At 69.9% G+C, this 15,694-nt stretch carries 14 protein-coding genes; 12 read left to right on the top strand and 2 right to left on the bottom strand.

Translation table 11 applies throughout. The features are described from left to right. Positions 1-141: 141 nt before the first annotated feature. Positions 142-732, bottom strand: coding sequence for a TetR/AcrR family transcriptional regulator (locus ACFVVO_RS17845; RefSeq protein ID WP_390055909.1), 591 nt, complete (start codon positions 730-732; stop codon positions 142-144). A gap of 927 nt (positions 733-1,659) precedes the next feature. Between ACFVVO_RS17845 and ACFVVO_RS17840 the strand changes: the two genes are divergently transcribed. From ACFVVO_RS17840 to ACFVVO_RS17790, 11 genes are all read left to right on the top strand, one after another. After that, positions 1,660-3,147 (top strand): PHB depolymerase family esterase, encoded by a 1,488-nt coding sequence (locus tag ACFVVO_RS17840; protein WP_390055908.1) that lies wholly within the window; start codon positions 1,660-1,662, stop codon positions 3,145-3,147. Between the two features lie 479 nt (positions 3,148-3,626). Then, the gene (locus ACFVVO_RS17835) at positions 3,627-5,042 is read left to right on the top strand and encodes a DEAD/DEAH box helicase (protein ID WP_390056256.1); all 1,416 of its coding nucleotides are present in this window, start codon (positions 3,627-3,629) and stop codon (positions 5,040-5,042) included. 220 nt (positions 5,043-5,262) lie between these two features. Further along, the gene (locus tag ACFVVO_RS17830) at positions 5,263-5,505 is read left to right on the top strand and encodes a DUF5302 domain-containing protein (RefSeq protein WP_390055906.1); all 243 of its coding nucleotides are present in this window, start codon (positions 5,263-5,265) and stop codon (positions 5,503-5,505) included. A 287-nt stretch (positions 5,506-5,792) separates the two neighbouring features. Then, entirely contained in the window at positions 5,793-6,164 is a 372-nt protein-coding gene (locus ACFVVO_RS17825) for a hypothetical protein (RefSeq protein ID WP_390055904.1), read from the top strand. A gap of 83 nt (positions 6,165-6,247) precedes the next feature. Continuing rightward, the gene (locus tag ACFVVO_RS17820; RefSeq protein WP_390055902.1) at positions 6,248-7,759 is read left to right on the top strand and encodes a peptidoglycan-binding protein; all 1,512 of its coding nucleotides are present in this window, start codon (positions 6,248-6,250) and stop codon (positions 7,757-7,759) included. Between the two features lie 142 nt (positions 7,760-7,901). Continuing rightward, positions 7,902-8,282 (top strand): protease inhibitor I42 family protein, encoded by a 381-nt coding sequence (locus ACFVVO_RS17815; protein WP_390055900.1) that lies wholly within the window; start codon positions 7,902-7,904, stop codon positions 8,280-8,282. Positions 8,283-8,328: 46 nt separating this feature from the next. After that, positions 8,329-8,742 (top strand): hypothetical protein, encoded by a 414-nt coding sequence (locus ACFVVO_RS17810; protein ID WP_390055899.1) that lies wholly within the window; start codon positions 8,329-8,331, stop codon positions 8,740-8,742. 390 nt (positions 8,743-9,132) lie between these two features. Next, positions 9,133-9,870, top strand: coding sequence for a flavodoxin family protein (locus ACFVVO_RS17805; RefSeq protein ID WP_390055897.1), 738 nt, complete (start codon positions 9,133-9,135; stop codon positions 9,868-9,870). A 261-nt stretch (positions 9,871-10,131) separates the two neighbouring features. Further along, positions 10,132-10,824: a class I SAM-dependent methyltransferase gene (locus ACFVVO_RS17800; protein WP_390055895.1), complete on the top strand. Its 693-nt coding sequence runs from the start codon at positions 10,132-10,134 to the stop codon at positions 10,822-10,824. Positions 10,825-10,935: 111 nt separating this feature from the next. Next, on the top strand, positions 10,936-13,425 hold the full coding sequence (locus ACFVVO_RS17795; protein ID WP_390055893.1) for a SpoIIE family protein phosphatase: 2,490 nt from the start codon (positions 10,936-10,938) through the stop codon (positions 13,423-13,425). Positions 13,426-13,615: 190 nt separating this feature from the next. Continuing rightward, a complete protein-coding gene (locus ACFVVO_RS17790; RefSeq protein WP_390055891.1) occupies positions 13,616-14,068 on the top strand; it encodes an OsmC family protein in 453 nt (150 codons plus the stop codon). A 133-nt stretch (positions 14,069-14,201) separates the two neighbouring features. On the opposite strand, the gene ACFVVO_RS17785 is transcribed toward ACFVVO_RS17790, so the two are convergent. Further along, positions 14,202-14,915: a DUF2993 domain-containing protein gene (locus tag ACFVVO_RS17785; RefSeq protein ID WP_390055889.1), complete on the bottom strand. Its 714-nt coding sequence runs from the start codon at positions 14,913-14,915 to the stop codon at positions 14,202-14,204. A gap of 220 nt (positions 14,916-15,135) precedes the next feature. Between ACFVVO_RS17785 and ACFVVO_RS17780 the strand changes: the two genes are divergently transcribed. Then, positions 15,136-15,687 carry a TerD family protein gene (locus ACFVVO_RS17780; RefSeq protein ID WP_390055887.1) on the top strand — a complete coding sequence of 184 codons (552 nt, stop codon included), beginning with the start codon at positions 15,136-15,138 and terminating at the stop codon, positions 15,685-15,687. Positions 15,688-15,694: the final 7 nt, after the last annotated feature.

Here is a 15,694-nt window from a genome sequence, read left to right as displayed (position 1 = left end):
GGCGACCAGGGTCACGACGGCGAGCCCGACCGGCGCGAGCCGCCGGACATGTGTGCTGGGCCGGCCCCGCCTGAGCCACCGCATCCCGCTCGCCCGGCCAGCGCGGTGCCGGCCTTCTCCCGTGCCGCCGGCGGTCGGGCGTTACCGGTCGACGCGAATTCCGGCGAGGACCAGCGCAACGGCCTGCTCGGCCCACTGCGGGTGGCCGCCCCGTCCTGCCATGTAGTCGGCGTAGAACGGGCCGAGGAGTGCCGACACGGCCGCTTCCAGATCAGCGTCCTCGTGGATCTGTCCGGCCCGCTGTCCCTGTTCCAGGGCATCACGCAGGAGGCTCCGGCGGGGGAGTACGGTGCGTTCGCGCAGCAGGGCGAGGAGTTCTGGCGTGTGGGCCTCTTCGGCGAGGCAGGTGCCGATGAGCGCCATGCCGTTGACTCGCTCGATGGTGGCGGCGAAGTCCTTCAGGATGTTCACCAGGTCGGTGTGGAGATCTCCACGGGCGGACGGAGCGTCTGCCATGCGGGCGGCGGCGAGGGCTGCGGTGAGGAGGTCGGCCTTGGTCTTCCAGCGCAGGTGGATGGTGGACTTGCTGACCTGCGCGGCGGCGGCGACCTGGCTGAGGCTCATGCGCGTGTAGCCCTGGGAGGCCAGCAGTTCCAGAGCGGCCTGCAGGATGGCGGCGTCCTTCTCGGCCGAGCGCGGCCGCCCCGCGGCTTTGGTTTCCGTTCCACTCACCTGACCAGGATAGTTGAGTTTCCGTACCGAGCGGTTCGGCACGGAATGCGGGAACACGGGCGCCGATGACGGCCGGAACGCGTCCGTGTCGCCGCTGACCCACTGCCTGGGAGCGCGGCCGGGCGACTGGTGATGTCCTCGACCGCGCTGGTCGCGCCGCCCGACATGGCTACGGTCGCCCCGGTCGACGATGACATCGACATCGACACCGCGGCCATGCGGTCAGGACCTGGTCCGGCCGGCCGACGGCGGCCGTGGTCCACCGGGTCGAGGCCCGCGCGTGTCCACGTGCACACGTACCTGGCTGACCGGCAGGCCGACCGGACGCCGGAGCCGGGCGGCCCGGGACGGTCGATGACCAGCGCGTACATGTGGCAGTGACCTGTCGTACGAGAAGCAGGAGACGGGCCGAGCGCAGGCGGGTGTCCGCGTGCCCGGCCACCAGGACCGCGGGTCAGGCGCTCGTGCGGGTGCCCGCGATGTGTCGACAAAACTAAACCGAGTGGTTCGGTATTTCAAGTCTCCAGGGGTACGGAGAGCATCGAGACGGGCGATGACGTGCGACACGGGCGATGACGTGACCCTGGCGCCCCCTCCGTGACCGGGGATCCGCGCGCCGGCGTCGAGGACTCGCCGTCACCGTCGCCCGTGCCCGTGGCATGGCGCTCATCGGCGCCGTCCCCGACCGAGGAGGGCCACAGGGTCGATCACGCCGATTCGGCAGCGACTTCCCGCTACCGGGTTCTGTGCATGCCGCAACGGTGAGGACCCACAGGCCCGGCCACCGCGAGGTGGGGCGCGTCTCCATTACGGCCCGCCGCAGGCCGGACGTAACTTCCTCGTAACCCCCAAGCCACGCACCGCATTTGAAGCGGGAGCACGGCTGCCCTCGACCTCCCCACCCGTCGCTATCATCCAGGTGGCACGATGAACCCCACTTCCCCCCATCCGCTGCCGCGCCGCTCGTGGCGTCGAACGTGGCCGCGCCCCGCCTCCACAGCGGCGCTGGTCCTGTCCCTGATCGCCGTGGTCCTCGGACTCTCCCCGGCCCCGGCGCAGGCCGCGAGCCTGCAGCAGGTCACGGGCTTCGGCTCGAACCCGGGCAGCCTGCAGATGTTCCAGTACGCCCCCGACAACCTGCCGACCGGCGCGCCGCTGGTCGTGGCCCTGCACGGCTGTACCCAGAGCGCCGGCGACTACTACAGCCACTCGGGCTGGCCCAAGTACGCGGACATGTACGGCTTCGCCGTGGTCTTCCCGCAGACCACCAGCTCCAACAACGCCAACTCCTGCTTCAACTGGTTCCAGTCCTCCGACTACACCCGGGGCCAGGGCGAGGCCCTGTCGATCAGGCAGATGGTGGACTCCGCCAAGTCCCACTACGGCAGCGACCCCAGCCGCGTCTACGTCACCGGGCTGTCGGCCGGCGGCGCGATGACCTCGGTGATGCTCGCCGACTACCCCGACGTGTTCGCGGGCGGCGCGATCGACTCCGGCATCCCGGCGGGCTGCGCGACCGACCTCTCCAGCGGTCTGAACTGCCAGAACAATGCGGTCAACAAGACTCCGCAGCAGTGGGGCGACGCCGTCCGCAGCGCCTCCGGCGGCTGGGGCGGGCCCTGGCCGCGCGTCGCCGTCTGGCAGGGCACCGGCGACACCACGGTGAACCCGGCCAACGCCACCGAGGAACGCGACCAGTGGACCAACGTCTGGGGCATCAGCCGGACCCCGTCCTCGACCACCACCCTGACCGGCGGCACCACACAGGCCGTGTACAACGACCCGAGCGGCAAGCCCGCGGTGGAGACCTTCTCCGTCTCCGGCATGGCGCACGGCCTCGCGGTCAACCCGGGCTCCGGCACGGACCAGTGCGGCAGCACCGGTACCTACTACCTCAACTACATCTGCTCGTCGTACTGGACCGCGAAGTTCTGGGGCCTGGACGGCGCGGGCGGGGGCGGCACCGGCAGCCTCCCGGCACCCACCGGGCTCACCGTCACCGGCACGACCGACACCACCGCGTCGCTGGCCTGGTCCGCGGTGAGCGGCGCGGCGTCGTACAACGTGTACCGCGGCGGCAGCAAGGTCGGCTCGACCACTGGTACGTCGTACACCGACACGGGGCTCGGCTCCGGCACGAAGTACACCTACACCGTCGCCGCCACGGACTCCGGCGGCGCGGTCGGCACGCGGTCGTCGGCGGTCTCGGCCACGACCACCGGGTACCAGCCGCAGTGCTTCACGGACAACAACTACAACCAGGTCGCGGCGGGCCGCGCCCACCAGAGTCTCGGCTACGTCTACGCCAGCGGCTCCAACCAGAGCATGGGCCTCTACAACGTCGCCGTCACCCACACCCTCGAAGAGACCTCGTCCGGCTACTACGTGATCGCCGACTCGGGCTGCCCGTCCTGACGGACCGGACAGGCCGCGCCCTGCGGCGGTGGCTTCACCCCGGCCGGTGAAGCCACCGCGGCACGTCGATCACCGGTCGGCACCTGGTAGCGCCGTGCGGCGCGCGCGTGATCTGGCACGGCACCGCCTCCCCGGCCCGGGTGACCGTGGTGGGCCGGTACCGCGGAGCCGGGGACGTCCTAGCCGCCGACGCGGACCTCCCGCGGACGTACGGCCCCGGCGACCTGCTCGCCGTACCCGTGGCGGGCACCCACCACCTGTCCATGGCCTCCGACCACAACCTGGTCGGCCGCCCGCCCGTCGTCGCCGTACGCGACGGACAGACCCGCCTGGCACGGCGCGATGTCATCCCTTGTGTTAGTCTCATGCGTTTGCGTGGTCGTCGCGGTGGGCGATTCTGCCTGTTCGGTTCCGCAAGTGCGCGGGCCTTTCAATCCTGCCGGGCCTTCCTCGGTACGTTCTCCTGCGGAAGGCTGTTCATGAAGCATCCCGATGACTCAGGCATCGCTCCCGGCGGTCCCGCCCAGCCCGAGGCCACGACCCCGGCGCTGCCCCCGGCCGTCTCCTTCGCCGGTCTGGAACTGCCGCCGGAGGTGCTGCGGACACTGAGCGAACTCGGGGTGCGCGAACCCTTCCCGATCCAGGCCGCCACACTGCCCGACGCCCTGGAGGGGCGCGACGTCCTGGGACGCGGGCGCACCGGATCGGGCAAGACGCTCGCCTTCGGCCTGCCGCTGCTGACACGTACGGCCGGGCGGCGCGCCGAACCGAAGCAGCCCCTCGCTCTGATCCTCGTGCCCACCCGGGAACTGGCCCAACAGGTCACCCAGGCGCTGGCGCCGTACGCCGAGGCACTGCGGCTGCGGATGGCCACGGTCGTCGGCGGCATGTCGATCGGCCGGCAGGTCGCCGCGCTGCGCCAGGGAGCCGAGGTGGTCGTCGCCACCCCCGGACGCCTGCACGACCTGATCGAGCGCAACGCCTGCCGTCTGGGGCGGGTCAGGATCACCGTGCTCGACGAGGCCGACCAGATGTGCGACCTGGGATTCCTGCCGCAGGTTGTCGACGTCCTCGACCAGGTGCACCCCGACGGTCAGCGGATGCTGTTCTCGGCCACTCTGGATCGGGACGTCGATCAGCTGGTCCGCCGCTACCTCCACGACCCCGTCGTCCACTCGGTCGACCCGGCCGCGGGCACGGTCACGACGATGGAGCACCACGTCCTGGTCGTCCACGGCCCTGACCGCTACGCCGTCACCACGGAGATCGCCGCCCGCCACGGCCGCGTACTGCTGTTCCTCGACACCAAGCACGCCGTCGACCTGCTCACCCGGCATCTGCGGGCCAGCGGGGTGCACGCCGGGGCCCTGCACAGCGGCAAGTCCCAGCCACAGCGCACACGGACCCTGGCGCAGTTCAAGAACGGTCAGATCACCGTTCTGGTGGCGACCAATGTGGCGGCCCGTGGCCTGCACGTCGACGACCTCGATCTCGTGGTCAACGTCGACCCGCCCACCGACCCCAAGGACTATGTGCACCGGGCGGGCCGCACCGCCCGCGCCGGTGAGTCCGGCAGCGTGGTCACGCTCGTGCTGACGGGCCAGCGCCGCGAGACGAGTCGAATGATGGCCGAGGCCGGCATCGAGGCAACCGTCACCAAGGTGCGCTCGGGCGAGGCGGAGCTGAGCCGGATCACCGGCGCCAAGGCTCCCACCGGGATCCCGCTCGACGGCGGGCCCGCCGTCCCCCGGCCAAAGAACACCAACGCTCCCTTCCGCGGCCTCGGCACCAGCAAGGACACCTCCCGCGGCGCCGGCGGCAAATCCCGAAAGGCCGGCGAGGCCCGCAAGCTCGCCGAGGCCCGCAAGGCCGCCCTCGTGCGTCGCAACGGCTGAGAGGCGTTGCCCCGGCAGTGAACGTCCTGGCCGCGGGATCGACATCCCTCGGCCCGGACCGAAGCCGTCCTGTGTGCCTCACCTACGGAACTACGAAGCGAACGCCCCTGGCCGTGAGAGGGATACCCGCCGAAACGGAGCAGGATGATGTTGCCGGCGCCCCGCACCGCGCGCGGCATGACAAGCTGTGGTTGCCCACCCCCGAACCCAGGAGGTCACCATGACCGCAGAGCCCGTATCTACGGAAGGTTCGGAGCCGGCTGCTCCCGAGACGTCCCCTCTGGCGCCGGACAGCGACGGCAACTACGACCTCAAGCGCAAGTTCCGCGAAGCCCTGGCGCGCAAGCGCGGTGCGCAGGCGGACGCCGCCGATGTTTCCGCCAACCCCAATGCGTCGAAAGTGCGCGCGGCCCACGGCCCGGCTGCGAGCCAGCGGTCGTTCAGGCGTAAGAGCGGCGGCTGAGTCGATCAGTCCCGCGATCCGGCCGCTTTACCTGCACCCTGCGCGCTGTCCACAGCGCGCTTCGTGCAGTGGCCCGCAACGTGCGCATGCCCGGGTGCGCGTTGCGGGCGAGACGTAGCCCCGACAGACGGTTGCAGCCGATCGTCTGGTCCGGGATGAGCGCCCACGCGTGCTGTAGGGCGGGTGGTGTGGAGGAGGTGTGTGCGGCGAACGATGTGTGATCTTCGTTTATGCAGTGGGTGTTAGCCTGCCCGCGGTCACGATCGAATGCATACGGGGGAGACGCGGTGGGCTCGGACGGCTATCAGGTCAAGGCAGGCATGACCGGGCAGGCCCAGCAACTCGACCACGCCGGCACGGACATGGACGGCGTCAGCTCGGCCGTCAAGTCCCGCACGAGTTACTCGTACGGCGATGTCGGTGGCGACGACGCCGCGTCGGCGCTGAACGCGTTCGTCAAGGCCTGGGAGGCGGAGGCCAAGACGCTGGCGTCGGCGTTGCACGAGCTCGGTGGCAAGGTGCAGTTGGCCAAGAAGACGTACCACGGCACCGACGGCCTGGTGAAGACGCACGTGGACAGCGTCCCCACCGGCGGCACGAGCGGCCTCACCGACACATCGACGCAGGGCGGGCGCACCTCGGCCCTGTCGAGCTACTGAGGAACGGGCCGGTGTCGTTCTTCTCCTCTCCCCTCGACTCCCCTTCCTTCCGCCTCACTTGGCTCGCCGGGCTGTCCAAAAAAATGCTCAGTGCCGGAAGCAAGAACGAGCTCCTCGACCTCATCGACGACGCCCTCTCGGTGCCCGAACCGGGCGGCGACCAGTCCGTGCTGGAGGGCCTGGCAAGGCTCTACCGCGGCCAGGTCGGCCAGGTCGGCAGCGTCTTCGACCAGGTCGACCGGGTGGGCCGCAAGGGTCTACCGGAGGTGTGGGTCGGCGACACGAGCGTCCTCGCCTCCGACGTGGTGAACGCCGCCGGGCGGTCCGTGACCCAGATGAGCGAGGCGTTCCAGGGCTGCGCGACGGTGCTGCTGACGTTGGCCGACGCGATCGGCGCCGCCCAGCGCAAGGACGAACAGGGCCGCGGACAGCTGCTGGAGCAGAAGAAGACGCTCGGCGGCAAGGACGGTTTCTTCGACGACCTGCACGAGAACGACGAGGAGGAGTGGGACCGCAAGAACGCCGCCCACTTCGGCTCCTACGCGGTCGACCTGATGCACGACGCCGTCTCCGACGCCCAGGAGGCCACCCGCGTCGCGGCCCGGGACCTGAACAAGTGGGCCGCCGAGGCACGGGCCGGAAAGATGGAGACCAGCGAACTCACCGCCGTCGACAAGCTGATGCTCGCCGACACCGGCGTCGCGGGCGCCGACACCGAGCTGAACGAGATCCTCACGGCCGGCGACCTGGTGCGCGCGTCGACGCGTATGGACCTGCTGAGCCTCGACGACGAGACGGCCATGGAGCGGATGCTGGCGAAGTCGGACAACCCGCAGGAGCGGGCCTACCTGATGAAGGCCCTGGCCGCCGGCCACAGTGTTGCCGAGATCGAGAAGTTCCAGGACAAGATCCACGGCAAGGACCCCGACTGGCTGCGCCGGCACCTCACTCCGGTGGTCACCGCCGCGGACAGCATGAACGACGAGGGTCTGGCGCCGGACGGTTCGAACAACAACACGGACTACGTCACGTTCGACGGCCAGCGGTGGATTCAGGGCGGCGACGGCTCCGAGGGCACCTGCGTGGCCTCGTCCACCGTCACGTCCCGCGCCATGGTCGACCCCCTCTACGCGCTCGACCTCACCGGCGGCCCCGACGGGCAGCAGGATGCCCCCGACGCCTTCAAGCAGCGCCTGGTGGCCGAACAGCACCGGCTGCACACCGAAGGCGACGGCGGCGAGAACTGGGGCGGCATGGGGCCAGAGGGGCAGGAGCGGATCAACGACACCGCCGTCGGCAGTGCCACCGGCAGTGACTACGAGCGCCAGGACCTGAACAGCGCCGCCGACCGCAGGGCGGTCCTCACCGAAGTCGAGAAGTCGGTGGCGCAGGGGCGGCCGGTGCCGGTCGACGTCTCGGGCAAGGAGGGCGCCCACGCCATGACCATCATCGCCCAGGAGGGTGACATGCTTCAGGTGTACAACCCCTGGGGCTCGACCACCTGGGTCAGCGAGGACGACTTCATCAACGGCCACATGGGCAAGGCTTCCAACAGTGATCTCCCCAACACGTACAGCGTCTATCTTCCGCGGTAGCAGGGGCGGTGCCGCGATCGCGGCGGGCGCACTCCTCGCTCTCGCCACGGGCTGCGGCTCGGGCACCGACGAACCGGCCGGCGGCTCCACGAGCACCGCGAGTCACCCCACGGGCACCACGAACCGCACGACGAGCCATCCGGTGAAGGACACCAGCATCACTGCCGAGCCGGGCGAGCGATTCACGCTCACCGTCGACCAGAACGCCTCCACCCGCGAGTACTGGTACCTGGTCGACCCCGAGCCCGACAGCTCGGTGCTGGTCAGCCGCGGCCAGGACTACGCGTCGGACTCCGGCGACGAGCCAGTGGACGGTGCCGGCGGCCGGCTCACCTTCGCCTTCGAGGCCAAGGGCAAGGGGACCACCCGGTTCACGTTGCTGCACTGCACGTTCACCACCTGCCAGGGCAACACCTCCAGCCTGCCCCCCGAGACGACCGGACCTTCCGCCACCCCGACCACGGGGGCGGCCACCCCCTCCCAGGCCCCCGAACGCATCACCTACACCGTCACCGTCGACTGAGCCGCAGCGGACCAGCCGGATGAGACGAGACACCCGAGGCCCCGCCATGAACGACGACGCCCCGTACCCGCCGGACCGCACGGACGACGAGCTGGCCCGGCTCGACATCACCGTCCTGCTGCGTTACGGCCTCACCGCCGCGCCCGGCACCCGGCGCACCGCCCTGTTCGGCGACGGCGCCGCGGCCGCAGCCGTCATCCTCGACCGCCTCGGCACCGAACCACGCTCGGTCGCCTTCCTCGCCGACACCGTGCGCGCCGGCGGACTCGCCCGCGCCGCGGAGCTGCCCGAGCCCCTGCCCCGCCGGGAGGCGGCCGTCCTCGTACGGGAGTGGCTGCGGGCCGGCTCCGAACTCGTGGGCGGGATCGCCGCCGACGACACCGCGGCCACCTGGCTGCGCGCCGTCGCGACCATCATCGAACTGAAGCAGCTGACCCGGGCGCGGGGCCGGAGTACGTGATCCGAGCAGCCGATCCGAGCTTGTTCGACTGGTCCGGATCTCGGATCGGGAGGGGCGATGCGGGCGGCCCTTCGCAACGGGTGAGGAGCGACCCCTCGGCCCGCAGACAACGCACCAACAGGTGCGCGACGTCCTGCACCGTCACTGTGCTCTGGGACCCGGTCGCGCCTCCGGTGCCCATGCGAGGAACGTAGGCACGCCACTCCGCCGCGGCCACTCACCGGGGACCGGCCGGGGGAGCCGGTGGTGGGTACGACCCGGGCTTGACCGCAGGCACCTTCGGGGCCGTTCGGAGGCGTTGCGGTGGCGCCTACCGCGGTCGGCTCACACGCTGGATCCGGATGTGGACATGCCGTCGCACCGTGTGGCGGCAGGCTCTGGGAGGACCGCGTGACCGCTTCAACGCCCGTCACTGACGCACCGCCGGCCCGGTACGGCGACCTGCGGGCTCTGGTGATCAACTGCACCCTCAAACGGTCACCGGAGACGAGCAACACCCAGGGTCTGATCGACCGGAGCACCGCCGTCATGGACGCGCAGGGCGTGCGCGTCGACGTGGTACGGGCCGTGGACCACGACATCGCCACCGGTGTGTGGCCCGACATGACCGAGCACGGCTGGGAGACGGACGCCTGGCCGGGGCTGTACCAGCAGGTCCTGGCGGCGGACATCCTCGTGCTGGCCGGTCCCATCTGGCTGGGTGACAACAGTTCCGTCATGAAGCAGGTGATCGAGCGCCTCTACTCCTGCTCGAGCCTGCTCAACGACGCCGGTCAGTACGCCTATTACGGCCGCGTCGGCGGCTGTCTGATCACCGGCAACGAGGACGGCGTCAAGCACTGCGCGATGAACGTCCTCTACAGCCTGCAGCACCTGGGCTACACCATCCCGCCCCAGGCGGACGCCGGATGGATCGGCGAGGCGGGCCCCGGGCCCTCGTACCTCGACCCCGGATCGGGTGGCCCGGAGAACGACTTCACCAACCGCAACACCACCTTCATGACCTGGAACCTGCTCCACCTCGCCCGGGCGCTCAAGGACCTCGGCGGCATTCCCGCCTACGGCAACCAGCGCACCGCCTGGGACGCCGGATGCCGCCACGACTACGAGAACCCCGAGCACCGGTAGCGAGATGCCGATGGCACCTGACGCGGGGCCTTCGGTCCCGCCCAGCGGGTCGGGGCGCCGGAGACCGGGCGAGAAGCGTGCACCGGAGTGGCTGCAGCGTGTGCGGGCCGGCGGGGCGGCTGTCCACCTCGGCCGATGGCCGGCGATCACCGGCGTCCTCCTCGTCGCTTCCGCCGTGGCCTTCGCGGTCGGACTCCGCCGCATCCGGCCTCGCGGCCGAGCCGACCAGGACCGACCCGTCACGGGTCATGGCGCCGCATCATGACGACCGACGAGTACGACCTCCACAGCGCCGACGAGGATCCCTACGCTCTGGCCCTGCAACCCGGTCGCGGGCCGGTGTATCTGTGCATGGCGGACGGACGCCGGATCCGGATGCCGGTGCACCGCTGGCACGAGAGGCCCACGGTGGCCGACAGGACCGTGCTGGAGCGCTGCGTCGGGCCCGTCCTCGACATCGGCTGCGGGCCCGGCCGGTTGTGCAGAGAACTTCTGAGCCGAGGTGTCTTCGCCCTCGGGGTCGACATCGCACCGCGCGCGGTCGCGCTGACCACGGCCCTGGGTGGACTCGCACTCCGCCGATCGGTCTTCGACCGGTTGCCGGCGGAAAGGGGCTGGCAGACGCTTTTGCTCATCGACGGCAACATCGGCATCGGCGGTGACCCGCACAGCCTGCTGCACCGCTGCAGCGGACTCATCGCGCCGTCCGGGCACCTCGTCATCGAGGTCGACCCCCAGGACGTCGATGAACTCTGCATCGCCCGGCTGGAGAACCTCCAGGGTCATACCGGGCCGTCCTTCCGCTGGGCTCGGCTCGGTCGACGAGCGCTCCGCAGGCTCGCCGAGGACCTTGCCCTCAGCATCACCGACCAGTGGTCGAGCGGACACCGGCGCTTTGCCGCGCTGGCTCGGCGCGGATCATCTTCGGATCACCCTGGTAGGGGACCGCGATGACGAGGCCACATGGCATCAGCGGTAGGAAGAAGCCACCCGTCCACGTAAGAATCTAGGATATTAGTGCGGATTTAGCTGTTTACCCATAAAGAAAAGTATGGCGAGTATTCGGTGAAGAAAGAGCAGCAGGCGCGCGATTTGCCCGATGCGTTCGACGCGGTGAAGATCGTGGAACTGCCGTACCAGCAGTCCGCCTTGGACGCTGCTCGTGCTGTGGCTCAGGTCGCCGCCCTGGTGGCCGCTGCGCTGGGCGCGTCGGGCCTGGCCGGCTGGATTTTCGATGTCGATGTCCTGAGGCGCGTGCCCGGTGCCGACTCGACCATGAGCGCCAACACCGCCGTCGCGCTGCTGGCACTCGGCGTGTCCCTCTTTCTGATGGCACGCGCCCACGCCACCAGGTGGGTGAACACCGCGGCCCGAGCGGCCGCGGTCCTGGCCGCCTTGATCGGCGGGCTCACCATCGTGGAGTACGTGACCGGGTCCGCCCTGGGCATCGATGAACTGCTGTTCCGGGATGACACGGCGCGAGTGGCGACCGAGGTGCCCGGACGGATGGCGCCGAATACGGCTACGGCCCTGCTGATCGGGGGTGTGGCGGCCTTGTGCGCGAGCACGCCCAGGCTGCCCGCCTGGGCGAGCCAGGTTCCGGGACTCGCCGTTCTCGCCTTGGGAATGCTGCGGCTGTACGGGCTCGCGTACGCCGTTCCCGAATTGGAGCGGTTCGGGGCCTACAAGGGGATGGCCCTGTACACCGGGCTGGCTCTGGTGCTGCTGGGCATCGCCGTTTTCCTTGCCCGGCCGGACGGTGGTCTCGCCGGACTGCTGATGAACGCGGGCACGACGGGCGCCCTGGGGCGCCGGCTGTTCACCACAGTCCTGGTGGTGCCGCCGCTGCTGGGCCTGCTCGTCCTGGCCGGTGAGGACGCGGGCCTGTTCGGACCGCGTCTGGGCACCGCGCTGCTGGTGTGCGGGCACGTGGTCGTGTTCACCACGGTCATCTTCGCGGCGTTGGGCGTCGGCCGCCGAATCGAGGTGGCGCACGCCCGCGCCGCATGGCAGGTGCGGCAGAACGAACTGCTGCAGGCCTTCATGGACCACACGCCCGCGGTGGTGTTCATCAAGGATCTGGACGGTCGCTTCCTGGCGGTCAACACGACGTTCGAGAAGAGCCTGGGCCTGTCCCGCGAACAGGTACTCGGCCGCCGGGACCGGGATGTCATGCCACCCGACCTCGCACATCGGGCGCGGAGGGCCGACGACGCCATGCTGGCACAGGGCCAGCCCGTGCAACGGGAGGAACTTCTCCCCCTGCCGGGAGGTCCGCGGGATGTCCTCACCAGTCTGTTCCCGCTCTCCACCGCTTCCGGCAGTCCCTACGCCATATGCGGTGTGGTCACCGACATCACCGAACGGGTCGCGGCACAGCGCGAGGTTCGCCGAGCCAATCAGCGCTTCCTCGCACTCCTGGAATCCGCGCCCGACGCCACGCTGATCACGGACGGCCACGGCACCATCGTCATGGCCAACGCACAGGTGCAGCGACTGTTCGGCCATGCGCCGGACAACCTGGCCGGCACCCGGGTCATCGATCTGGTACCCGTCCCGCGACGCCGACACCACAGCGCGCTCCTGCGCGCCTACCTGAGGCAGGCGGACCCGAATCCGATCGTCCTGGACCAGGGGCTGTACGGGCTGCAGAGCAACGGCGGTGAGTTCCCCGTCGAGGTGAGCGTCAGCAGCCTCCAGGCCGGAGAGGAGACGCTGGTGTTCCTGTCCGTACGGGACATCACCGAACGCAGGCAGGCCGAGGCCGAACGCGCCGAGCGATACGAGGAGCACCGACGCATCGCCCATACCCTGCAGCACAGCCTCATGGGCGAGCCGCCCCGGCTGCCCGGCCTCCCCAGCGCTCACCGATACCTGGCGTCCGTCCAGGACCCTGGAGTCGGTGGCGACTGGTTCGACATCATTCCCCTGGACCGCAACCGCACCGGCATCGTGGTGGGCGACGTGATGGGCCGCGGCCTGGAAGCGGCTGCCGTCATGGGCCAGCTGCGCGCGGCCTCGCACGCCCTGGCCCGGACGGACATACCACCCAGCCGGCTCATGGCCGGGCTGGACGCGTTCGTCGGCGACCTGGCGGACCAGCTCGTCACCTGCGTCTACCTGGTGGTGGACCAGAGCATCCACGAGGTCACCCTGTGCTCGGCAGGCCACCTGCCGGCCATCGCCCTGACCCCCGACGGGACCCCCTACCAGCTGCAGACAGCAGTCGGTGTACCGCTGGGCGTCAATGATTCGTGCTGCGACGCCGTGCCGTTCCGGCAGACGAGCCTGCCGCTGCCGCCGGGCAGCACTCTGGCCCTCTACACCGACGGTCTCGTCGAAAGGCCCGGCACCGACATCGAGGAGCAGATCGGCATCCTCGCTCGCACTCTCGACGTCGCGCTGAAGGGCCTTCCCACGGACCGGGAGAGCCTCGACCAGGCCGCGGAACTGCTGGTCAGAACCCTCATTCCGGACACGGCCGCGCATGATGACGACGTCACACTGCTCCTGATCGGGCTGCCCGAGACGGATGGAGGAGATTCCCGCGCATGACCACCGCTTCGGCAGGCACCAGCCCGAGTGCTCCCTCGCCCGCCGGTGACCGACATCTGGATTCCGGTCTGGATATGGCCCGAGGGCCGATCGGCCCCCACAGCGCCCCCATCGGCCCCTCGATTCGGCGAGCCGTCGGCAGTCAACTGGAAACCGGCAAGGTACGTCGCCCACAGGAAGAGGCCAGGCCATGACCGGCAGCGCATCCAAGACCATGAGCCCCACCCGGGCGTCGGACACCGACGTGCACCGACTGCAGGTCACCCACGTCGCCGGTGACGCCTACGACGTGCACGTTCGCGGGCACCGCATCCAGGTCGACCAGCCCACCGAGGAGGGCGGCACGGACACCGCGCCGACCCCGGTCGAACTGTTCGCCGCCTCCCTCGCCACCTGCGTCGCCTTCTACGCCGGCCGCTACCTGCACCGCCACGGCCTCCCTCGTTCCGGCCTGAGGGTCCGCGCCGAGTACGTGATGGCGACCGATCGTCCGGCCCGCATCACCTCCGTGCGCGTCGTGGTCGCCCCGCCGCCCGGACTTCCCGAACAACGCCACGCCGCCCTGCTGGCCGTCGCCTCCCACTGCACCGTCCACAACACGCTCGCTCGGCCACCTGAGGTAGCCATCGAGCTGGAGCCGTGAGCGCCTACCCGCACCGATGACGCTGGTGCTCTCCGGTGCAAGCACCTCGGCGAGCCTCCCGGCGGTGCGGCGGAAGACTGACGCCGAACCGGAGGGCACCGGTGTGCGCGTCAGTGTGCTCGGCGAATGCTGCTCACCTCGTGAAGCGTGAGGAGCCGAGGTTCACCAGGTGCCCGACCATGCTGATCCGCACACCGTCCGAGGTGGAGCGCGCCGCGGTGAAGCCGACGTTCTCGGGGAGCTGGATCCGCCAGGTGGCCGTCGGCTGTTCCTTCCCGGGGAGGCTGAGCGAGATCTCATTTCCCTGGGTGAGCAACGTGCCCGTGCTGTTCAGCTCGCGCCCGCCGACGGTGCCCGTGACCTTGAGCCGAGCGGCCTGCCCCGCCGAACCCGCGGCCCGCGAGATGCGGATGGGGCCGCCGTCGCCCGCAAGCCGCGTCACCACGCCGGACAGCGCCTCGTACGAGAGCGTCAAGGTACCCGTGGCGAGGTTCGCCTCGGCACTGCGTGCGGTCAGGGAGGTCACCTGCACGCCGCGCAGGTCGAGCTGGAGCTGCTTGACGGGCAGGTAGCCACCCTGGGCGTTGTTCGTGGTGTCGACGGTGAACTGGTCTGCGTTCAGGCTGACATGGTCGAAGTTCTGGCTGAACGCCTGGGTCAGGAAGGGAAAGCCCTCGATGGAGACGTCCAGGTGCCCGTCGGTGGTGTTCTGGTAGCCGTACTTCTCTGCGGCGAGTTGGGTGGCCTCCTTGTCGGCGTAGTGTGCGGCTACCCGGTCCGCGACGGTGAAGACAACGGCCAGCACCACCACTGTGATCGCGACGACCCTGACCCAGCGACGCCTCATGTGAATCCCCCCGTTGTACCGGCCTCGGCCGAACACGATCAGTCCGGAAACCGATCATGCAGGGTCGGCGGCTCGGGCAACAAGCCTGTGGAGCGGGGTGACGGGGTCACGCCATCCACGACAGGCGGGTCGGACCCGGGTTCGCGTCGGATGTGAACCGCCAAGGGGGCGTCAAAAAGCCGTCCGGAACACATACTTGACCGTGTGGGAAGGTCTCGCGGTGATCCTGAGGGGAACCGGCAAGGTGAGTGGTGCGGGCAATGGGCTGGGCAAGGTCGAGGTACGGCTCAAGTGGGATCCGAGCCCTTTCGGGGAAACGCCCCGGCATCTCGACATCATCGGCGCGACCTACTCGGCGGACGATCCCTACGGGCGGCCGGTGTACGTCGTGCACTACGACAGCCGGTCACCGGACGGCACCATCAACATGACCCGGCACAGTCAGACAGGCATGGGTTTCGGGTTCGTCGAGGTGATGGTCCTGGAGTTCGACCGGCTGGCGCCCGTGTACGGGCGTGTGGTGGTCGGCGTGGCCATCCACCAGGACGGTACGCCCCGCACGTTCGGTGACATCTCCAATGCCGGGGTGGTCGTTGTCCACGGGTACCAGCAGCTGCTGGCGGACGACTTCGCACAGGTCGCCGATGCCGCGGCCGCGACGGTCGCCGAGTTCACCCGAAGCTCTTCCGGGGTGTGGGACATGCGCGAGATGATCCGGGGCTTCGAGAGTGACCCGGTGCTCTTCACCGCGGAGATGGGCAGTTCGCGGTGACAACCGG

This window comes from Streptomyces sp. NPDC058145, from assembly GCF_042884245.1.
GTDB lineage: Bacteria > Actinomycetota > Actinomycetes > Streptomycetales > Streptomycetaceae > Streptomyces.
The sequence above is the reverse complement of the archived record's forward strand: the minus strand, read 5'-3'. Positions and strand labels throughout refer to the sequence as shown.